The sequence below is a fragment of the Priestia sp. SRI_019 genome (genome assembly GCF_057586255.1).
This window is the reverse complement of record NZ_JBYCZN010000006.1, coordinates 37,789-60,058: the sequence shown is the minus strand read 5'-3', so window position 1 is coordinate 60,058 and position 22,270 is coordinate 37,789. Positions and strand designations below refer to the sequence as shown.

Annotated in this window: 19 protein-coding genes; 5 read left to right on the top strand and 14 right to left on the bottom strand. The window is 37.7% G+C overall.

Going from position 1 to position 22,270, the window contains the following annotated elements:
* Window positions 1-95: 95 nt before the first annotated feature.
* The 9 genes from AC2YJL_RS23855 to AC2YJL_RS23815 all read right to left on the bottom strand — a co-directional run bounded on the left by AC2YJL_RS23855 (window position 96) and on the right by AC2YJL_RS23815 (window position 10,626).
* The gene (locus AC2YJL_RS23855; RefSeq protein ID WP_195695465.1) at window positions 96-1,775 is read right to left on the bottom strand and encodes a glycerol-3-phosphate dehydrogenase/oxidase; all 1,680 of its coding nucleotides are present in this window, start codon (window positions 1,773-1,775) and stop codon (window positions 96-98) included.
* A gap of 187 nt (window positions 1,776-1,962) precedes the next feature.
* Window positions 1,963-3,453, bottom strand: a complete 1,491-nt coding sequence (gene glpK / locus AC2YJL_RS23850) for a glycerol kinase GlpK (RefSeq protein ID WP_195695466.1) — start codon at window positions 3,451-3,453, stop codon at window positions 1,963-1,965.
* A gap of 67 nt (window positions 3,454-3,520) precedes the next feature.
* Entirely contained in the window at window positions 3,521-4,348 is an 828-nt protein-coding gene (locus tag AC2YJL_RS23845; protein ID WP_195695467.1) for an MIP/aquaporin family protein, read from the bottom strand.
* Between the two features lie 178 nt (window positions 4,349-4,526).
* Window positions 4,527-5,081 carry a glycerol-3-phosphate responsive antiterminator gene (locus tag AC2YJL_RS23840; RefSeq protein ID WP_028412593.1) on the bottom strand — a complete coding sequence of 185 codons (555 nt, stop codon included), beginning with the start codon at window positions 5,079-5,081 and terminating at the stop codon, window positions 4,527-4,529.
* A 113-nt stretch (window positions 5,082-5,194) separates the two neighbouring features.
* Window positions 5,195-6,733: a carbon-nitrogen hydrolase family protein gene (locus AC2YJL_RS23835; protein ID WP_195695468.1), complete on the bottom strand. Its 1,539-nt coding sequence runs from the start codon at window positions 6,731-6,733 to the stop codon at window positions 5,195-5,197.
* A gap of 359 nt (window positions 6,734-7,092) precedes the next feature.
* A complete protein-coding gene (locus AC2YJL_RS23830) occupies window positions 7,093-7,863 on the bottom strand; it encodes a L,D-transpeptidase (protein WP_098433062.1) in 771 nt (256 codons plus the stop codon).
* 189 nt (window positions 7,864-8,052) lie between these two features.
* Window positions 8,053-8,847, bottom strand: coding sequence for a SurA N-terminal domain-containing protein (locus AC2YJL_RS23825; RefSeq protein WP_013055258.1), 795 nt, complete (start codon window positions 8,845-8,847; stop codon window positions 8,053-8,055).
* Between the two features lie 259 nt (window positions 8,848-9,106).
* Window positions 9,107-10,099, bottom strand: coding sequence for a Gfo/Idh/MocA family protein (locus tag AC2YJL_RS23820; RefSeq protein WP_251569050.1), 993 nt, complete (start codon window positions 10,097-10,099; stop codon window positions 9,107-9,109).
* Between the two features lie 134 nt (window positions 10,100-10,233).
* Window positions 10,234-10,626, bottom strand: coding sequence for a DUF5365 family protein (locus AC2YJL_RS23815; protein WP_129706044.1), 393 nt, complete (start codon window positions 10,624-10,626; stop codon window positions 10,234-10,236).
* Between the two features lie 155 nt (window positions 10,627-10,781).
* Between AC2YJL_RS23815 and AC2YJL_RS23810 the strand changes: the two genes are divergently transcribed.
* Window positions 10,782-11,693: an RluA family pseudouridine synthase gene (locus AC2YJL_RS23810; RefSeq protein ID WP_230931739.1), complete on the top strand. Its 912-nt coding sequence runs from the start codon at window positions 10,782-10,784 to the stop codon at window positions 11,691-11,693.
* A 201-nt stretch (window positions 11,694-11,894) separates the two neighbouring features.
* Here AC2YJL_RS23810 and AC2YJL_RS23805 read toward each other — a convergent pair whose 3' ends face one another.
* Window positions 11,895-13,913, bottom strand: a complete 2,019-nt coding sequence (locus AC2YJL_RS23805) for a methyl-accepting chemotaxis protein (protein WP_195695472.1) — start codon at window positions 13,911-13,913, stop codon at window positions 11,895-11,897.
* Between the two features lie 140 nt (window positions 13,914-14,053).
* Window positions 14,054-14,929 (bottom strand): cation diffusion facilitator family transporter, encoded by an 876-nt coding sequence (locus tag AC2YJL_RS23800; RefSeq protein WP_369361674.1) that lies wholly within the window; start codon window positions 14,927-14,929, stop codon window positions 14,054-14,056.
* A gap of 329 nt (window positions 14,930-15,258) precedes the next feature.
* On the opposite strand from AC2YJL_RS23800, the gene AC2YJL_RS23795 reads away from it, so the two are divergent.
* Together AC2YJL_RS23795 and AC2YJL_RS23790 are read left to right on the top strand one after the other, a co-directional pair.
* Window positions 15,259-16,215, top strand: coding sequence for an L-lactate dehydrogenase (locus tag AC2YJL_RS23795; RefSeq protein WP_013081626.1), 957 nt, complete (start codon window positions 15,259-15,261; stop codon window positions 16,213-16,215).
* 64 nt (window positions 16,216-16,279) lie between these two features.
* Window positions 16,280-17,860: a lactate permease LctP family transporter gene (locus AC2YJL_RS23790; RefSeq protein ID WP_195695474.1), complete on the top strand. Its 1,581-nt coding sequence runs from the start codon at window positions 16,280-16,282 to the stop codon at window positions 17,858-17,860.
* Window positions 17,861-17,957: 97 nt separating this feature from the next.
* Here the strand turns inward: AC2YJL_RS23790 and AC2YJL_RS23785 are convergent, their stop codons facing one another.
* Window positions 17,958-18,950: a zinc-binding dehydrogenase gene (locus tag AC2YJL_RS23785; RefSeq protein WP_251569067.1), complete on the bottom strand. Its 993-nt coding sequence runs from the start codon at window positions 18,948-18,950 to the stop codon at window positions 17,958-17,960.
* Between the two features lie 413 nt (window positions 18,951-19,363).
* Here AC2YJL_RS23785 and AC2YJL_RS23780 point away from each other — a divergent pair, with 413 nt between their 5' ends.
* Window positions 19,364-19,894 (top strand): IseA DL-endopeptidase inhibitor family protein, encoded by a 531-nt coding sequence (locus AC2YJL_RS23780; protein ID WP_251569052.1) that lies wholly within the window; start codon window positions 19,364-19,366, stop codon window positions 19,892-19,894.
* Window positions 19,895-20,142: 248 nt separating this feature from the next.
* On the opposite strand, the gene AC2YJL_RS23775 is transcribed toward AC2YJL_RS23780, so the two are convergent.
* Entirely contained in the window at window positions 20,143-20,412 is a 270-nt protein-coding gene (locus AC2YJL_RS23775) for a hypothetical protein (protein ID WP_014461729.1), read from the bottom strand.
* Between the two features lie 127 nt (window positions 20,413-20,539).
* Here AC2YJL_RS23775 and AC2YJL_RS23770 point away from each other — a divergent pair, with 127 nt between their 5' ends.
* On the top strand, window positions 20,540-21,682 hold the full coding sequence (locus AC2YJL_RS23770; protein WP_013081622.1) for an AI-2E family transporter: 1,143 nt from the start codon (window positions 20,540-20,542) through the stop codon (window positions 21,680-21,682).
* A gap of 35 nt (window positions 21,683-21,717) precedes the next feature.
* Here AC2YJL_RS23770 and AC2YJL_RS23765 read toward each other — a convergent pair whose 3' ends face one another.
* Complete coding sequence (locus tag AC2YJL_RS23765) at window positions 21,718-22,116, bottom strand: SET domain-containing protein (protein ID WP_251569054.1); 399 nt, start codon at window positions 22,114-22,116, stop codon at window positions 21,718-21,720.
* Window positions 22,117-22,270 lie beyond the last annotated feature (154 nt).

The window sequence follows — 22,270 nt, the reverse complement described above, 5'->3', positions numbered from 1 at the left end:
TTTTTAACAGTCATATTATATTTCTTCGTCAAAATTTGACTTCCTGCTATTATATTATGGCTGTATTGACAAATTTTGAGGTACTTTTTATTTTATCATGAAATACCTGTCATACGGTTAACTTTTTCATCTACTGGTACAACTGCGTCATGAAGGTGCTGTTCTAATTCATCCGTATAAGCTTTTGTTTGCTCAGGCGTCCACTTTAACTCTTCGGCCATATGAGCAATCACTTGTTTTTTCCAGCTTCTTACCCAGTTGATATCAAAGAATAAAGCGCCCGTACGTCTAATAAAGAAGTCCACTGGTTTTGAAACCATTTCTTCTTCTATGCCATATTGAATTTGCAGAAATACACTAGCTGGAAGGTCGCTGTTTTTTAGCTGATCCGGACGTTCAATCATGTAGCGGTATACTTTATCTACGTTTGAGCCATAGCGTTTTACAAGCTTTTCAGCAGCGTCACGTGATAACCCTAGTTTGATGCCTTCTTTGACTTTTTGCTCTACAAACGTTGGGAACCCACCTGAACCTCCTACATTACCTCCAGAAATCGGTAAATGTTTAGTTTGACAGCTTTCAAATTCGCGTCCTTCTGCTTTAAAATCTTCAGCTACGCGATTTACGACAATTTCAGCCATTTTACGGTACCCAGTTAATTTCCCTCCAGCGATCGTAATTAAACCTGATTCCGATGTCCAGATTTCATCTTTACGCGAGATTTCAGAAGGGTCTTTTCCTTGTTCGTGAATAAGTGGACGAACACCAGCCCAGCTTGATTCCACATCGTCTACTGTAAGATCAACCGTTGGGAACATATAGTTAATCGCATCAATAACATATTGACGGTCTTTTACAGTCATACGCGGATGTCTAGCGTCTTCTTTATAGACCGTGTCTGTTGTGCCCACATATGTTTTTCCATCACGCGGAATTGCAAACACCATACGTCCATCAGGTGTATCAAAATAAATGGCTTGTTTTAACGGAAAGCGCTCTTGATCAATAACTAAGTGAATTCCTTTTGTTAATTGAAGCTGCTTGCCTTTTTTTGAATTATCTTTTTCACGCAGCGTGTCCACCCATGGACCTGCAGCGTTGACGATTTTTTTCGCATAGATATTATATTCTTTATTCGTAAGCTGATCACGAACAACAGCCCCTACTACTTTTCCTTTATCATAAATGAAGTTTTCCACTTTTGTGTAATTGACTAAATCTGCTCCTCTTGCGGCAGCTTCTTTAGCTACTTCAATTGTTAAACGTGCATCATCTGTTTTATATTCAACGTAGTAACCGCCGCCTTTTAAGTCTTTAGATTTCACCAATGGCTCGCGGCTAAGCGTTTCTTGTGCACTAAACATTTTGCGGCGCTCTGAGCGTTTTACACCAGCTAAGAAATCATATACGCGCAGTCCGATTGAAGTTGAGAATTTACCGAATGTTCCACCCGTATGGAAAGGTAACAGCATCCACTCCGGAGTCGTTACATGAGGGCCATTTTCATATACGATGGCACGTTCTTTACCAACTTCAGCTACCATTTTAACTTCAAACTGTTTTAAATAGCGTAGGCCGCCGTGAACAAGCTTCGTTGAACGACTAGATGTTCCTGCTGCGAAATCCTGCATTTCAACTAATGCCGTTTTCATACCTCGATGAGTCGCGTCAAGGGCAATACCCGAACCAGTAATTCCCCCACCAATTACTAGTAAATCATATTGATTTTGTGTCATGTCTACCAATTTATTCGAACGTGTTTGACTTGAAAACATACGTCATTCCCCTTTCATTTTTCAAAGATATCAATTTTTTCCAATATACCAAAAAGAGAGACCACAAATCACATATATAGTATGCCTACATATGGATCTGTGGTCTCTCCGATTCTCCAACCAATTTATTAACTTGAGTAAATTATATCATACATGCACTTTTAATTAAAGGATTTTTATCAAATAATTACTTAAAAGCCATTGTTGCATGCACGGCTTTTTTCCAGCCGCTATATAATTCTTCACGCTTTTCTTCTTCCATATTTGGTTCGAAAGATTTTTCCATATTCCACTGCTGCGCAATTTCATCGCAATCTTTCCAGTAGCCAACCGCTAGACCCGCTAAATATGCTGCCCCAAGAGCTGTTGTTTCATTCACTTGAGGACGCTCAACCGGAACGTCTAACACATCACTTTGGAACTGCATTAAGAAATTATTCTTAACTGCTCCTCCGTCTACACGCAGTGTTTTTAATGTAATTCCAGAGTCGGCTTCCATTGCACTTAATACATCTCTTGTTTGATAAGCTAGTGATTCAAGCGTTGCACGGATAAAGTGTTCTTTTTTTGTACCACGAGTCAATCCAAACATCGCTCCCCGTACATCGCTATCCCAATATGGCGTTCCAAGTCCTACGAAAGCCGGCACGATATATACGCCGTCTGTAGACTCTACTCGCGTTGCATAGTTTTCAGTTTCAGCCGCATTTTTAAACATTCTTAAACCGTCCCGAAGCCACTGAATAGCAGATCCTGCTACAAAAATACTGCCTTCAAGCGCATATTCTACCTTACCGTTAATCCCCCATGCTAATGTAGTTAACAAACCGTGATCGGACTTAACTGCTTTTTCACCCGTATTCATTAACATGAAGCAACCTGTTCCATACGTGTTCTTCGCCATTCCTTTTTCATAGCACGCTTGTCCGAATAAAGCGGCTTGCTGATCTCCTGCTGCTCCCGCAATTGGAATACTCTGACCGAAGAAGTGATAATCTACTGTATGAGCGTATACTTCAGAAGAAGGCTTTACTTCTGGAAGCATAGATTTCGGTACTCCTAAAATATCTAGCAGTTCATCATCCCATTTTAAATCGTAGATATTGAACATAAGCGTGCGGGATGCGTTTGAGTAATCCGTTACATGCGCTTTTCCACCTGATAGCTTCCAAATTAACCATGTATCGATTGTTCCGAATAACAATTCACCGTTTTCTGCTTTTTCTCGTGCACCTTCTACGTTATCTAAAATCCACTTTACTTTTGTTCCAGAGAAGTATGCATCAATTAATAATCCCGTTTTGTCGCGGAACGTATCGTTTAATCCTTTTGCTTTTAACTCTTCACAAATGCCAGACGTTTGTCGAGACTGCCATACAATTGCATTGTATACTGGCTTTCCTGTTGCTTTTTCCCATACTACTGCTGTTTCACGCTGATTGGTAATTCCAATTCCTTCGATTTGATCAGCATGAACACCTGACTCAGATAAACAAGATGCGATAACTGCTAAGATAGAACCCCAAATTTCACTTGCATTATGCTCTACCCAACCTGGTTTTGGAAAGTACTGTGTAAACTCTTTTTGAGCTACATGTACAACTTCACCTTTTTTATTAAATAACATTGCTCGTGAGCTTGTCGTTCCCTGGTCTAAAGATAAAATAAATTTTTCCATATCAATATCCCCTATTCTCTGTATAGTGTCGTTTCTTTATTGTACATAGTTAGATGGTAAAGCGCATTCATTTTTTTGGTACTACTGCTGATTGAATTTGTGCTGCCTTTTGTTTAGAAACAGCGTAGATAACAGCTAAAACAATCACCGCAATGCTTAAGACAATCCATAAGCTGCTAGACATTTTATTTAAGAATGCCGCTTGATAAAATACTGCGCCAATTGATCCGCCTACTAAAGGACCCACTACTGGCACCCAAGCGTATTTCCAGTTCGAGCTGCCTTTGCCAGGTATCGGCAAGATAGCATGAGCAATACGAGGTCCTAAATCACGAGCCGGGTTGATGGCATAGCCTGTTGTTCCTCCTAATGATAAACCAATACTTACGATTAAAAATCCTACTACTAACGGATTTAATCCATCTGTAAATTTATTTGCTCCAATTGCTAAGATTCCTACTACTAATACAAACGTTCCAATTGCCTCACTTAAAACGTTTGCAAATGGGTTAGCAATTGCTGGCCCCGTTGCGAATACGCCTAATTTTGTACCAGCATCTTTTGTTTCTTTCCAGTGTGGAAGATAGTGTAAATAAACAACTGTTGCACCAAGAATGGCTCCAATAAACTGAGCTAAGATGTAGATCGGTACTTGTGACCATGGAAAATCACCTGTAATAGCAAGCGCTAAGGTTAACGCTGGATTTAAGTGTGCCCCACTCATATTACCAACCGCATATGCTGCCATCGCTACTGCCATTCCCCATCCCATTGTGATAACAATCCATCCTGAATTAGCAGCAAACGATTTTTTTAAATTGACGCCCGCACATACACCAGCGCCAAGGATAATTAAAATCATTGTTCCAATTATTTCTCCTAAGAATGCTTGCATATAAATAACCTCCCCTTTGTATGAAAACAATTAAAGTAACAAGAAAATAAGAAAATCCACCATACATCCCCCTAATAAAATCATTAAAAGGCTATACCGTGGATCTCCTATTCTCCCTCACATCTATTAACTTATCTAGAAGTTTACTAGATGATGAAAGCGTTGTCAAACAGTTTTTTTAAGTTGAAATACTCCACAGTTCTCTATTTGATGTTGTAACAGCAGAAGCCCCGGCTTCTAAAGCATTATGAACTTCTTCTGCCGTTCGTATTAAACCTCCAGCTAACACCGGAATGCCCGTTTCAGCTTTAACTTCTTGGATTAAAGTGGGCACAATTCCAGGAAGAAGCTCAATATAATCCGGTTTTACTTTCTTCATTAACTCATAGCTTTTCTTCAAAGCCGTGCTGTCCAATAAAAAGACCCGCTGAATGGCATAAATCCCTCTTTGTTTAGCTTTTAAAATAACGTTTGTTCTTGTCGAAATAATTCCCGCAGGCTTAAACTCCTGACACAAAAAATCAACCGCATATTCATCGTGCTTTAAGCCATGAATTAAGTCTAAATGAATAATTAGCTTTTTTTCATGCTTATGGACTTCTTTCATAATTCCTTTTAGCATGCCCACTTGATTGTCTAAAAGAACTCCGTACTCATAATTACTTGCTAAAAACTTTTCCAATTGCTTCATATCTCGAACAGCGGGTAATACCGATTGTCCATGAAAACTCATGTTTTCCCCTCTTTTCCATGGTTAGTCCACAAAATTCATTGTAATAGTTTTTATTATGGCAAAAGTTGAAATAAAAAACACCATGCATTTGCATGATGTTTTTAGAAACTGCGTTATTTTTTATATTTGATATTGTAAACGTCATGGCGTCGGTCTTTTAATTGACGAACCGTTCCTGATTGACGCTGGCGGCGAAGAATTTCTAAATCTACATCTCCAATAACCACCATTTCAATATTAGGATTACATTCTCCTACAATACCGTCTCGTGCAAATTCAAAGTCAGACGGTGCAAAAATAGCAGACTGAGCGTACTGAATATCCATGTTTTCTGTTTCAGGCAGGTTTCCAACTGTACCTGCGATAACCGTATAAATTTGGTTTTCGATCGCGCGCGCCTGAGAACAGTATCTTACGCGCAGATAGCCTTGACGGTCTTCTGTACAGAATGGCGTAAAAATAATATTTGCACCTTTATCGGTAGCAATACGAGCAAGCTCCGGAAATTCGATGTCATAGCAAATTTGGATGGCAATTTTACCGCAATCTGTATCAAACACTTCAACTTTATCTCCTGGGCTAATTCCCCACCATTTTCTTTCATTAGGTGTAATATGCACTTTATACTGCTTTTCAATTGTTCCATCTCGGCGGAATAAATACGCAATATTAAAGATATCTCCATTATCTTCTTCGACGAAGTGGGATCCTCCAATAATATTTACGTTATATTTAACCGCCAAGTTAGTGAATAGCTCAATGTACTCTTCCGTATATCCTGCTACGCGCTGAACCGCTTTGCTTGGAATCTTTTCGTTCAAGAAAGACATTAGCTGAGTTGTGAAAATTTCCGGGAATACGCAGAAGTCGGCTTTTGCGTCATAAGCAACATCTGTATAATATTCTACCTGTGTTGCAAACTCTTCAAATGAATTGATCTGTTTCATCATATACTGAACAACACAAATACGCACTGGGAATGACGTTTTAAAATGGCGTTTTGAACGGCGAACGTAATCTACGTTGTTCCATTCCATCAGCGTTGCATACTTATTAGAAGCTAGATCGTCAGGAAGATAACCAGGGTTTATACGCATAAGCGTAAATCCGTTCATTAGCTGAAAAGATAGGACTGGATCATAAATTTTATGATGAATAACTTGCTCTACATATTCTCTAGGCGACATTTCAGCTGAATGCTTATGGTAATTAGGAATTCTTCCGCCGATAATGATACTTTTCAGATTCAATTCACGTGCTAAATCTTTACGCGCTTCATACAAGCGGCGTCCTATTTTCATGCCGCGATACTTTGGATGAACCATTACTTCAATTCCATACAGATTGTAGCCTTCCGGGTTATGATTTGTAATGTATCCTTCGTCTGTAATATCGTCCCACGTATGCTGATCATCGTACTCATCAAAGTTCACAATCAAGCTTGAACAAGATCCGATAATTTCCCCGTCGTACTCTGCACATATTTGTCCTTCTGGAAAAATGGCCAGGTGACTTTCAAGCTGTTCTTTTTTCCACGGATCCATTCCCGGGAATGATAGTTTTTGAAGTGCTAAAATTTCATCTATATCGTCCGGTTTGATGTTACGAATAATCATTTTTTTCTCGAATTTTGATAAATCTATTGTAGACATACGCTAAAACAACCCTTTCTCTCTCTTCATTAGGCAATTAGTTTCCCTGTTTTTTATTATAATAAACATTATTAAAAATTCAAAAAATGAAGTTGAGACATAACGAAATAAATCCAATCTAAAGACGAACAAATGAATACATTAGCTCGTATGAATAGCTTGTGACCACGCTTTTGGTTTCCGTCCAACACTTCGCTTTCCGCGGGAGTCTTTGCCTTTCTCTCCCATCAACTGCTAGAAGGAACAAAACAGATGAAACCTGCGTTCACCATAATAAAAAAACGAACCACCAATCAAACATGTTGATCAATGGCTCGTTTTTCACTTAGGCTAAAATACTATTGTTTCAGCCTTATTTTCTATTTGCAAATATCTAATTTTATGGATGTTTTTTTATTAGGATAATTTTCAATAAATCCTGGTCCTAAAGAGACTTTAATGCCATTTATTTTATATACATTATAGCGTTCACCGCGATTTAACGTACGAATCTTTACCCATTTTCCTTTTTCTTCTTTTAACAAAACCATCGGTGATTGAATCGTTACAAAACCAATTTGGCCTTTTGAGAGCTTTTTCGTTTTACAAAGATTCTGGGCGACTGGAGCACTGCTTACTTTGTATTTGTTTTTAACAGCGATCGAATCAAAACTTTGAGAATGAAATTGACCAATAACCACTTTTGTACCGGTTTGAACGCGGTCAAACAGCCAGCGTACCTCTTCATCATACATACGAATGCACCCTGAACTTGCATAAGTCCCGATAGAACTTGGATTATTATTTCCATGAATAGCATACGTCGTTCCATATGTTCCGCGCGCATTTAATCCTAGCCAGCGATCACCTAGCGGATTCCTAGGATCTCCTCCCCGAATGTTGTCTTTATAATAAGGCCGGTTTTTAATTTTATTTACAATGCTAAAGGTACCCTCTGGTGTATAACTCATCTGCCTCCCTGTCGCAACTTTGAACGTCCTTACTAATTTTCCTCCATCATAAAAAGCAAGGGTGTTAGTAGATTTATTAATAATAATAAGTTGATTTGACGCCGCAGACGCATTGCCTGTCAGACCCATCCCCGCGAGTAAAAAAATAAGCCCAACAAAAAAAACAGCCACCTTTTTCATTTATTGACTCCCCCAATTTCTCTTATATCTATATAAGAAAAGTATAGGATGAAAGGCAAACCATCAGAACACTTTTTACCTTATAAGTCAAAATACAATAAAATCTTTCACGCACCCCTTTTTACTGACAAGAAGCAATAAATGTACATAACAAAAAAACGGCCCTTTAAAGGACCGTTTCATTTGTATTTAAAGCTTCACTTCAACTTTTGCATTTTTCTTAAGTTCTTCGACTTTTTTCTCTAATGCTTCTTGTTTCTTTTGTTGTTCAAGCTGCTGCTTAATTTGAGGCTTTACGTCTTCAAGCTTTGGCATTTGAGATTGTTCTTTACCGCCGCTTGCTTGACTTTGGCTTTGTTTTGCAAATTGATCGTAATAATCTTGAATTTCTTTATCCGTTACTTCTGGTGTTTGGATGTCTTTATCTACGTACTGCTGATATTTAATGCTGTCAGCCAGCTCAGACTTTAATTGTGATTGAGTTAGTCCTGCATCTTTTAAAGCCGCTTTAAACTGTTTATCTGTTTTGAACTGCTTTTTCGTTTCTTTTAACTTTTTATTTACTTCTTCATCAGTTGCTTTATAGCCTTTGTTTTCAGCCTCTTGCAATAGCAGCGTTTGACCTACTAAATTGTCAATTGTTTGCTGCTTTACTTGTTTAGCTGCTTCTTTAGATGTTGGGTCTTGTCCCATTTGTTGATATTGGGCTTGTGATGAAGATAATGCCGCATTATATTCTTCACCAGAAACTTTTTTACCGTTTACAACTGCTACGGTTTTCTTCTCATCTACTTTTTGTTTATCTAATTTCTTCTGCATTTCTTTTGCTTGCTTTTCCTGCTTTTCCTGAGCCTCTTTTTGCTTCTCAGTTTGTGCAGTTTTCTGATCATCACTTTTTGATTGCTTTGCATCATCGTTCGAACCGCATGCTGTTAAAGCTGCAGCAATTAACCCAATGAGCAATGTATACATCAGTTTTTTCATGATTAATCTCCTTTCATAATCCCAAACGATTATTAGCTATTCGAAAAAATCATCTAGGGGGCATTGTATATGATATAGGCGTAAAAAGAAACCATTTAGGCTAATTTTAAACATATGTAATAAGATTGAAACGTTCTGTAATCTTATGAAAGGTAAACAATTTCGTTTATACGACCTGTCTAATCATAACATTATTCAGTATGATTTACATAATTTACAGAAAGTTATTCATCGTACATTCTTTTCTTTAAAGCTTTCTTTACATTAAAGATGACAGTATTCGATCACATAATCTCATCGTTTTTACATTGTCACTTCCACTGGAAAGAAGTTCTTTATCACTTGTACAACACTCAATGAAATGAGCCATCTCTCCAACAAATCCACGAAGGTAAAGATCTCGATATGCTCCTGACATTGGAGAAGCAGTAGGTGTAAACACACGGTCGTTTTCTTTTAATGACTTCCATGGTAAATCATCAAAAGTCTGAGATTCGTGAATAGTCAATGCGTTTACTTCATCAGCAAAAGCAAAGCCATTGTCAAATGTCACTAATAAGTTTTCGCTTTCGCGAGACCACGCTGTCATGCCAGTAAAATAAAGGCTTCCTACCGTACCGTTTTCAAACTTCAGCGAAATACTATTTGAAATATACTCACCATGACTATTTCTAAACCCTGTCACGTGAACGACTTCGCCGAACAAGTGACGGACAAGATCAACAATATGTATGGCAGCAAGCTTCATAAACTGCTCTTCATCTTTACAAAAAGGGGTACTGTCTACAGCAAACCTCGCTTGAAATGAACGGACGTTTCCAAGGTTTCCTTCTTCAATTAGCTCTTTTAGTTTTATATAGCAAGGTGCATAGCGCTTCATAAAACCTACCATTACTTTTACGCCAGCTTCCCTAGCAGCATCTGAAATCTCTTTTGCTTCTCTTTCATTCATCCCCAAAGGTTTGTCCACATAAACATTTTTTCCCGCTCGAATACAATCAAGCACCAAAGCAGGATGATCTTCAGGCTGTGCCACAACTACTACTCCGTCGCACTTTTCCTGCTTCAGCATTTCCTTATAATCATCGTATGGCGTACCGCTGCTCCCAAATCGCTGAAGAGCAGCTTTTGATCTTTCCATACTGCGTGTGGAAATTGCTTTAATTTCTGCTCCCGCTTCAATAACGGACGGATAAATGTTCGTCGATGCGTGAAAGCCTGCACCGATAAAACATAATTTTGCTTTTGTCATGTTTTCGCTCCTATTTGTTTTTTGTGATGGATTTATACAAGTTTGACCATATCACAAGCTCTTTTTGAATGTCCAATAGAAGTCTGAAATATATGATTAAAAAGAAAAAAAGCATGTGATACATGCTTTTTTCTTTAATTTATGTATGAATTATAAAACGATTCATACGAATACGTAATCAAATTGTTTTCTTTTGCAAAACATTCAATGGAAATAGGGAATAAAAACCCGTATTTTTTTAAAATTGCAATATTTTTTTCGAATTGCTCGCAGTCGCTTTCTTCAATCGGCCGATGTTGAATCGCTTCAATCACGGCAATTATTGTCTGAAGGCTACTAATGACTTGCAATGCTTCATCGAGTAAGCCATTATATAAATGGTCTGTACAATAATCTGGATTTAATAATTCATCAGGATTAAGCTTATCTACAGATACATACCGAGGTAACAAGTCATAGCGAAGCTGTTCAGTCAACTCTTCTATGTAATTCTCCATTTCTGGCGGAGCTGCTTGGGCAATTTTCATGGTTACCCCCCCTTTTTTCTCTTAACTTATGTCTCTTTATTTAGCATAACATAAACATAAAACGAGAACTTCAGGTAGTTATTTCCTCCTAATTATTTACAAGTTCTTTTAAAAGATTAAAGGATATTTACTAGTATGTAAGGAAGGGATTAAATATGAGTATACACGGCCAATGGCTAGAAGATAAAATCGCAAAAAATGATGCAGGGCAAACAATTGAAGATTATTTAAAAACGAAATGGCATATTCCTAAAAAAACGTTGCATCAGTTTCGGATGAATAAAAATGTGCTTATAAACGGTGAGCCTTTACCATGGAGAAACACTCTTAAGGAAAATGATAAAGTGTCACTCCCTTTTTTTGAAGCAGAGCCTAATGAAATAACACCTTACAATGTTGATATAGAGATTTTGTTTGAAGATGAGCACGTACTAATCGTAAACAAACCAATAAACCTAGATACTCATCCTTCATCAGAGCAAGACCAAAAAACTCTTTTAAATGCTGTAGCTGCTTATTTTCAAAAAATAGGCCTCAAAACAAAGCCTAGACACGTTCACCGTTTGGACAGCGATACATCAGGTGCTATCTTATTCACGAAGCATTTTGTAGCAAGCTCTGTGTTTGATCAGCTGCTGGCTGAACGTAAAATTAATCGGACTTATATTGCCCTCGTCCAAGGAATCATAAAAAAAGAGGACGGAATCATCAATGAACCCATTGGACGCGATCGTCACCACGCTACAAGAAGAAGAGTATCTAGAACGGGACAAGCTGCCAAAACACGTTATCGGGTGTTAAAACGCAATACAGCAAAAAACGAAACGCTTATTGAACTTTCGCTCGAAACCGGACGCACTCACCAGATTCGTGTTCATATGAGTCACATCGGCTATCCATTACTTGGTGATACTCTTTATGGAGGAAAGAGATTAAAAGAGCAGCAGCAAGCTTTACATGCCATTAAGCTTTCTTTTATACATCCGTTTACACATCAGCGTGTGTCAGCTGTTGCACCTCCAACTCAGCAAGTCTTTTTACCTTACATCAAGTTGCTTTCCTATTAAACATAAAAGAGAGGTTAAGACATAACCAGCTAAGGGCAAACAAATAGAAGAAGTGCGCTGAACCGCTTGAGACACCTACATGAAACCTGCGTTCACCATATCAATAAAAAAATCCGAACGAGTTGAATTCTTTATCAAGAATCTCAATTCATCGTTCGGATTTTCCTTTAACTAAAATACTTTTCTTCTAACCTCTTTTTTCTATTGAATTTTAAACTGACGAATCAAGTTCGCCAATTCTTCACTAATCTCTTGCAGATGTTCAGCTGATTGAGAAACAGTAGAAATAGCTCTAATTTGTTCTTCTGTAGAAGCGGTAATTTCTTCAGTTCCCGCTGCTGATTGCTGTGCAATAGCTGCTATGCTTTGAATTGCCGCTACCACGTCTTCTTTATGGTCATCGATACTGTCCATACTGCTTGTCACATGTTCGACAGCCGCCGCCACTTGTTCAATTGTAGTTGCAATTTCATGAAAAGCTCGTTCTGTATCTCCTACCACAAAGTCTTGAGACTTTGAAAGCTCTTCTGTACGGTTGCATTCTTCACGCGCAGCAGCGACTTCCCCTTGAATCGCTGCAATCGTATGGCGAACTTGTTCAGTGGCCTGAGAGGACTGTTCAGCAAGTTTTCGCACTTCTTCAGCTACTACCGCAAATCCTTTGCCATGTTCTCCTGCACGAGCTGCTTCAATACTAGCATTTAATGCAAGTAAATTTGTCTGATCTGAAATACTATTAATGGTGAAAATAATAGATTCAATTTTTTTCATCTTATTTGTTAACTCTTCCATTACAGCTTGAACAGCGTGAATCGTTTGAGACGATTCAGTAGTTTGGTTGCGAAGGAGCTGCATCTGTTTTAAACCTTTTTCATTGATGCTTACAGCTTCAATCGTCATTTTATTAATCTGTGCATTTTGTTCAATGACTTCTTCAATTTGCGAAGATAAACTCATCGTTTTATGATTAGTAGAGTCAGCATCAGAAGCTTGCTGCGTGGCACCGCTGGCAATCTCATGGATAGCCCGGCCGATTTCCTCACTGGATGCAGTTGCTTCTTCAGACACGGCACTCAAGTCTTCAACAGACGTTTTTACTGTCTCAACAGACGTCTGAACCGTACCAATCAATGTTTTCATTTTGGCTACCATATCATTAAACAAATGAGTAAGCTCACCGATTTCATCTTTTGACTTCGTCTTCACCTGAACCGTTAAATCGCCAGCTGTTACTTTGGCTACTTCATTTTTCAAGCGGCGAATCGGATTAGTAATAATTCTTGAGAAGAAGACGGTTAACACCACTGATAATAAGATGCCAATTAACGCAATCCAGACAATAACAGTCAGTAAATGATGAGCGCTTGAGAGCATTTCATTATAAATAAAGGCATTTCCTATCTTCCAATTCGTCCCTTCGAGAGTATCATATGCCATCACTCTCTCTTCACCTTGAAAGGTATACTTCATGAAATCTCTATTCCGGTCTGCTCCGTACATTTTTTTCATAAATGGCTGATTCATCAAATTTTCCCCAGCTTCTGTTGGATGAACGAGCGCTGTGCCATTTTGATCAAATAAAAATGCATACCCACCGTGATTTACTTCTGCTTTACCTACAATGTTTTTTAATGCATCTAAGTCTAAATCAGTAGCTATAACGCCCAGCACATTTTTAGTATCTGGATCTAAAATAGCCTTTGCAATTGTCACGACCGTCTTTTTTGTTGCTGCATCTTCATATGGATCCGTATAAATAACCTCATTAGGTGATTCTACTGCTTGTTTGTACCATACCCTTGAAGTCGGATCATAGTTTGAACCAAACTCTTGTTTAGGAACAGAATACATTCCTTTATTTTTAGTGCCTATGTATTCAAGTGCCAGGTTTGGATACTTTTCTTTAAACTGCGTAAACTCTTTTTGAACTGTGTTCCATGTAAAATACGGATTTTCCTCTTGGTTTGTTTGATCTCCTTCCAGCTTAACAAAATTAACAATTACATCGTTTTCACTATACGTCAGCAAAGAACGACTATACATGTCTAAGTACGTATGAATGGTTTCTTTTAACTCTTTCACTTGACTTTGAGACTGAACTTCTACATCTTGTTCTATTTGCGTTTTGGTAAATTGATAAACAGCCCCTGAAACAACTAATAATAAAATAGCTATAAAAATACTAAAAAATACTACGAGCTTTGCACTTAACCTCTTCATTCCCTCACCCTTCTACAAAAATCTTTATATTACTAATAACGGCTTTTCATTTTCATTTTTGAAGAAGTTTTTGTGATTTATTTCAAATTCCCGCAAAATAAAACCAGCGCATCCTTTCACAATGAAAGAACGTGCTGGTCTTATTTTTGCTTTTCGTATGCATCAGGTTCAATATGAACAAGTGTATCTTTAATTTGATGCTCATCGTTCATCATATGTTCAATTTGATCAGCAATTTCATGGCTTTTGATAACATTTAAATGGGGATCTACTTTAACCGTTACATCAATCACGACTTGATTACCAAGCTTGCGCGCTTTCACATCTTCTACTTCTTTTACACCTTCTACAAGCTCGATGCTTTCTTTGTAGTGCCCTAACTTTTCTTCATCAAACCCGTCCGTTAAGGAATGAGCCGCTTCTTTAAAAATCTCGATGGCTGTTTTACAAATAATAATTCCCACAGCAAAAGCAGCTACCACGTCCAGCCAGGGCAAGCCGAATTGTGAGCCCAAAATTCCCACAACAGCCCCTATACTCACAAGTGCATCAGACAAATTATCTTTAGCAACCGCATATAAAGACTGGCTATCAAGTTTTTTAGCAAGCTTAATATTATATCGGTAGACACCACCCATAACAGCAGCTGCTCCAAGACCTACCCAAGCAGCCAGTAAATTAGGCGCTTCAGATTTGTCCATAAATAATGACTGACCCGCATCGACCAATACTTCTAGTCCGATGACCATCATGATAAAAGAAGCAATAAGTGAAGAGATATGTTCCGCTCTGGAATGTCCATAGGGATGATCATTATCGCGAGGTTTTTTAGAAATTTTTAAGCCGATTAAGACGGCAATGGATGCAATAATATCTGTAACATTATTAAGACCGTCGGCTTTTAATGCAGAGGAAGCGGTGATACCCGCAATAGTAAGTTTACATGCCGATAAAAAGATATATGATAAGATACTAACCCAAGCGCCTTTTTGGGCTTGCTCATAGTAGTTCTCCATCCCTTCAACTCCTTTATTAAAAATAAGCAAACTTAGTGTAACAAATGGATTTCGTGTGGGTCTATAGAAACATTATTGGCTGCTAACATACAAATAGAGAATGTTAAACTCTTTAGCTTTCTGCAAAACAAGTTGCCTTTACTCAACACTTTAAACGTTTAAGATCTTTCTAAATGTGGCACTTCATGTAGAAGAACCTTTTTTAAATCACCCTGTAAAATTGTTTCCTATTTTTTAAGGTGTGATTTTTATCACAGCCGAGGGTATTTATTCTTGTTACACTAACATTGTGAAAAACATCACAAAATAAAATTCAAAGGATGATACAAATGAAAACACAATTTACGCCAAAAACACGAAAAGTTGCTGTAATTGGAACCGGATTTGTTGGCTCAAGCTACGCTTTTTCAATGGTGAATCAAGGTATTGCCAATGAATTAGTGTTAATCGATATGAACAAAGAAAAAGCAGAAGGTGAAGCACGTGATATCAATCATGGAATGCCATTTGCCACACCGATGAAAATCTGGGCTGGAGATTATAAAGACTGTGCTGACGCTGATTTAGTAGTTATTACAGCGGGCGCTAATCAAGCTCCAGGGGAAACACGCTTAGATCTAGTTGAAAAAAACGTTAAAATTTTTGAATGCATTGTAAAAGATATTATGAACAGCGGATTTGACGGCATCATTTTAGTGGCAACAAATCCAGTTGATATTCTCGCACACGTTACACAAAAAGTATCAGGATTACCAAACGAACGGGTAATTGGTTCAGGAACGATTCTTGACACAGCTCGCTTCCGCTACTTGTTAAGCGACTATTTCGAAGTAGATTCTCGCAACGTCCACGCTTATATTATGGGGGAACATGGAGATACGGAATTTCCTGTTTGGAGCCACGCGCAAATTGGCGGTGTGAAGCTCGAACATTTTATCAATACTGCCGCTATTGAAAAAGAACCCGATATGCAGCATCTATTCGAACAAACCCGCGATGCGGCTTACCATATTATTAATCGAAAAGGAGCGACTTATTACGGAATTGCAATGGGGCTTGTACGCATTACCAAGGCTATTTTAGATGATGAAAATTCTATTTTAACGGTATCTGCTTTATTAGAAGGACAATACGGTATTTCTGATGTGTATATCGGCGTACCAGCTATCATTAATAAAAACGGCGTGCGTCAAATTATTGAATTGAATTTAACTCCTCACGAACAGCAGCAGCTCGAGCACTCTGCTAGCATTCTTAAGCAAACTCGCGACAGAGCTTTTGTGTAACATCTAAAGATTTTTGCGGGGGACTCCCCCCCGCTCCCTTGTTTTAAATATGTAGTAGAGGTGTATGAATATGACGTGGACTCAGGTATATAATCCGTTAAATAATATTTGGCTTTCTGCACTAATTGCACTCATCCCCATTATCTTTTTCTTTATTGCTTTAACTCTTTTGAAATTAAAAGGACATATTGCTGCCGGTATTACGGTGCTTCTTTCTATGATTATTGCTATTTATTTTTATGATATGCCTGCCTCAATGGTCTTAGGAGCCACAGGCTACGGGTTTCTGTATGCACTTTGGCCCATCAGCTATATTATTATCGGAGCGGTGTTCTTATACAAGCTAACTGTCAAAAGCGGACAGTTTACTACCATCAGACAATCTATTATTTCAATAACCGATGACCCCCGCTTGCAAATGCTGCTTGTTGCTTTTTCCTTTAATGCTTTTTTAGAAGGGGCAGCGGGATTTGGAGCTCCGATTGCCATTACAGCAGCGCTTCTAGTTGGACTTGGGTTCAAACCGTTAAAAGCAGCGGCGCTATGTTTAATTGCTAATACAGCTTCAGGAGCGTTTGGCGCCATGGGGATTCCTGTTATTGTCGCAGGACAAGTATCTGGCATAGATCCAAAAGAAATTGCTCATTTTCTTGGCACGCAGCTTCCGATTATTTCTTTTCTTATCCCTTTTTTACTTGTCTTTATTATGGATGGGATAAAAGGATTAAAAGACGTATGGAAAGCAACGAGCATCACAGCCGTTTCCTATGCACTGACACAGTATTTAACTGTTACATACATCGGCCCTGAACTTCCAAATATCACATCTTCTATTGTGAGTTTGCTTGCTCTTGCTTTTTATATTAAACGAACAAGCCCGGCAGCAGCTAAAAGCTTCAGCCTGTCACCAAAACAGATTTTAAAGGCTTGGTCTCCTTTTATTCTCTTAACGATACTCGTTACGGCTTGGAGCATTTCTTTTGTCAAAACAATGCTTGAACATATGAACCTGCTTATTAACGTCCCATTTTTACACAATCACGTAATTAAAGCAGCGCCTTTAGTAAAAGATCCTACGCCTTATGCTGCTGTCTTAAAAATAGACGTATTTGCAGCAACAGGTACAGCAATTCTTATCGCTTGTGTCCTTTCAGTTTTCTTGCTTAACGTATCACCAAAAGTGGCATGGACCACTCTTTTAGAAACCGTAAAAGAATTATCAAGACCTATTATTACTATAATGATGGTCATTGCTTTTGCCTTTATTTCAAATTATTCAGGTCAGTCTTCTACACTTGGATTGGCGCTCGCTACATCGGCTGCTTATTTTCCATTTTTATCACCATTCCTTGGCTGGATTGGCGTATTTCTAACGGGATCTGTCGTATCAAATAATGCGCTGTTCGGCAACTTGCAGCTAACTACAGCTCAGCAAATTAATGTCTTGCCAGTTATTCTCGTAGCAGCTAATACTGCCGGCGGCGTAATGGCTAAAATGCTTTCTCCTCAATCAATTGCCGTCGCTGCCGGAGCAGTGGGACTGGCTGGAAAAGAAGGTGAACTGTTCAAATACACGCTCAAATACAGCATGGGATTTTTGATACTAGGGGGATTTGTTACCTTTTTATTAGCTTGGTGGTTATGATAAAAAAGCGCTAAAAAACTGTTATTATCGTGTTTCTTTCATTTAAACAAACGTTTGATTATATAAAAAAGTCCCCAGTTAGCGCTGGGGACTTTTTTTATTCTGAAATAAGTAAACCTATATTGCCAAATTGTTTTCCTTTATCTAATCGTTCGCAAGCTGCAGCTACCTCTGACAGCGGATAGAATCGATCGATGATTGGTTTAATTTGATGTTTCTCTATAAAATTCATCATGTCCACAAATTCTTCCTGACTTCCCATAGATGTGCCAAGTATATTGAATTGAGGATAAAAAATAGTTCTTAGAGGCAATTCAACTTCATTTCCAGAACTCGCCCCAAAATTAACAATTCTTCCATTTGGCTTTAGTATTTCAAAATACGTCGGAAATAAAGCTGCCCCTACACTATCAAGTATAATATCTACTTTTCTATCGTTGATTTCTTCTGTTAGGTTACTTCTACTGTCTAATGCATAATTCGCTCCATACTTTAGGGCTTGCTTTCTTTTTTCATCACTTCTAGAAGTGACTGTTACGTTAGCTCCGATAGCTTTTGCGAATAACAATCCATAGGTCGCGACTCCGCTTCCTATACCGGGAATAAGTAGATGCTCTCCTTTTTTTAATTGGCCTTTTGTAAATAGAGCTCTATAAGCAGTTAAAGCGGATAGTGAAAGAACCCCCGCCTGTTTCCAAGATAGATAAGGCGGCTTTTGCACAACGTTCTTCGCTTGTATGATTACATACTCTGCAAACGTCCCATTCGGTGGACCACCTAAAATTTTAGGCGTAAACGGAATGTCCTCTATACGATCCCACTCCAGACTTGGATTAATGATCACTTCCATTCCAGTTTTTAAACCTTTTACATCTTCCCCGGCTTCTTCTATAATGCCTGCACCGTCTGAACCTGGGATAAAAGGCTTATCTCCTTTGCCTCGATTACTCATAACGAATAAATCTCTTCGGTTTAAACCTGCTGTTTTTAGCCTTACTTTTACTTCTCCTCTTTCAGGGTGCATCTCCTGAAGATCTCTGTACTTCATGCCTGCTATTCTACTTTTTTCACTATGTATAATGCCTTTCATCATTTCGCCTCCTTTTAATCTACTCTACTAAAAACCTCAAAACCTAAAAAGAAATATGCCTAAAAAAGGAAAACAAACTTTTAGAATCGATCTTTCACCGTTTTATCTTTATTTTTCTGTATCGTAAAGGTATTAAGCTTCTTTTATTACAGTTTTGTTACAAACAATCCTTTTGTAACAAAAAGATTAAAAAGTAGAAAGAAACGCCTAAAAACATTGATGAACCAGCATTTAACTGGTGATTCCCTTACTATATCTATTTTAGAAACTACTAAAAAACTAAAAAAATTTAAGAAAAAAAGACAAAACACTTTCTTTTGTTACAGATTTATTGTAATATAAATGTAACAAAAGAAATATAAAACACATAATTGTTACATAAATAAGGTTAATTAATTAGGAGTGAGTTAGAAATGAAAAAAATTGGACTAGTTTTATCATCAATCGCTATTTTCTTTACACTAAGCACTGGAGTTACAGCACAAACAACATCTACAACACTAACGGATGCAAATGCTGCCAAAATTGCAGCTAGTGCCAGCAATCATTTCTGGAGTGCTCTGCACGGTTATAAAAACAAACCATGTACAGAACGTACATTTGAATATAAAGGAACTGATTACGTGTATCTTTGCCCTGAATTTGATACAAAAGCTGAGCTATCAAGCTACTTATCTGAGACATTTACAAATAGTGCAGTAGAAAAAGGATTAACAAATTACGGCTATATCACATATAACGGCAAACTTGCACATCCAATCGGCGACGGATTCAGCATGTTAGAGTGGTCAAAAGCAAAAACAAAGCTTGTGTATCAAACAGCAACGGTTCGCTCTTATGAATTCACAGTTCCAACTGTAGATGGCGGCAGCGTAAAACGCACTGTCACATTCTATAAATCTAATTCTCAGTGGAAAGTAAATAAATTTGACGCTGTTCAATAATAAAAAAAGCAGGCCTGCTTGAGCAGACCTGCTTTTTTCTTTTTTATCGATAACATAAATAAAACTTCTACTTACAGCGCTCTAATAGCTGTAAATAGAAGTTGAGATCACAAGTTTAAGTAAATCAAATTTTGTCGAATCCTGTAGAAACAGTGATAAGTTACGTTTTATATTACAGGCTAAATTGCTTATTGTCAACATAATTCAGCAAAAAGATAGGGCAATATATTCAGAGCATAATAAAGACATTAACTTGGATTTTGTTCATGTTCCTCTGGGTTATCATGTACAGGATGAGCGCCTGGAAATAATCTTTGCGCTTTTTCATGAAGATTTTTGTTTTCATAATTAAATGCGCTATACGTTCGCTGCCCTTCTTCCCATGAAGTAGATTTCCCCAGTTTTTGATTAACAGGAGAACCGAAAGGACCGTCTGGAAATTCTTCAGCGGTTATATACTCATGGCTTTTTTCTACTGTAGAGAAATCATCATACGATGGTTGTTTGTCTTCTTTCAATGATTCCACCCCTTCTTTCTAGAAGATTTTCTACTAGTATGCACACTTCTTTGTAAAAAACCCTCTTAAATTAGTCTAAATCAGGGTATGATAACTATACATTTATTTTTAAAAGGAGTTGAACAGCTTGGAACCTAGACCTCAGAAAGGAACTTTTTTCCGAGAAAAAATCTTAAATAATAAATTTGTTGTATATACAATTATTATTTTTATTCTCAGCATGACTATTTTTTCGTTATCAAAAATCGGATTTATTTTAATTCCTATCTCTATTTTTATTAAAACAATCGCACTGCCGATTATCTTAGCAGGAATTTGCTTTTATTTATTTAATCCGCTTGTTGACTTTTTAGAACGAAAAGGTGTAAAACGAATTATTTCCATTCTTGTTTTATACATAGTGATTATCGGCGCATTAGCCATTATTATTTCATCGGTTATTCCGCCTCTAAAAAATCAAGTTGACCGTCTTATTGATAATATCCCAGAGCTGACGCATGACGTTCAGCATGCGGTGACGAACCTTTCGAATAACCGATATGTCGAACAAGGTCTTCAGTCGGCTAACACGGACCTAGATAAGATTTCAAAAGATGCATCAAAACACTTGAGTAAATATGTTTCTGGATTTTCAAGCGGGATTGTGAACTTTGTCGGCACCATTACAGAAATTATATTATCGGTTGCCGTTTTACCCTTTATTCTTTTTTACTTATTAAAAGATGGGAAAAATTTACCTAATTACATTGTAAAACTGCTTCCAAACCGCTCTCGTTCTGAAGCTAAATTCATTTTAGCCGACATGAACCACGCATTAAGCGCATATATTCGCGGGCAAATTTTTGTTGCGATTTGTATAGGTGTACTGCTTTTCATTGGCTATCTGATTATTGGGTTAGATTATGCATTACTTCTAGCGATTATCGCCATGGTAACCAACGTTGTGCCTTACCTTGGTCCTATTATCGCCATTATCCCAGCCATTATTATTGCGTTTATTACCTCTCCTTTCATGCTTGTAAAACTAGCCATTGTCTGGGCAGTTGTTCAATTGCTTGAAGGTAAAGTAATATCTCCCCAAATTATGGGAAGAAGCCTAGACATTCACCCGATTACAGTCATTTTTGTCATTCTAACCGCCGGAAACTTATTCGGAATCATCGGTATCATTTTAGCTGTCCCTGGATATGCCGTTTTAAAAGTTATTATTACGCATATTTACCAATTCATCCGTTTGAATTCGACTATGTATCCAGATAAAAAAGCATAATAAAAAGCCCATCGATTTTCGATGGGCTTACCTTTTTACTTTTGTTCTTCTTCTTCATCTTCACGATCAAACCAAAGGAGCTCTTGATCATCTTCATCTCCATTATAGTTGATGAGAATTTCTTCTCCTGCTTGGATATCCGTATATGCATAAAAATCAAAGGTATGATTGTCAAAATTAATTTCATACGTAGCATTGGGTGTATACGAGTGATTAAACAGCATACCGTATCCCAAAAGAATAGCCGTATGATTCACTCCATATTCAAAAGCATAATCCGCTAGTGTTGTTTTCTCAATAAAATCATGCTCTTTATTAGGATAAGCGATAACAGGAGCTTCGTGAATAAGCGTTCCTTTTTTAATATCTTGCTTAGCAAATACACCTCTATTAAATTCTCCGTCGCTTATCGCAGACACTTTTATTTCGATCATATTCGTCACCTATATATTCTTTCCTTTAAGATTTTTTTCTTTCTTAAGCTTGACAGTTTCTAATGGGGAAATCAACTGTTTTTCATAACCACTTGAATATAAGCTGAAGGAGCGCTTATCATGCACACTTGTGTAAGCACTTACCTTGTTAGAA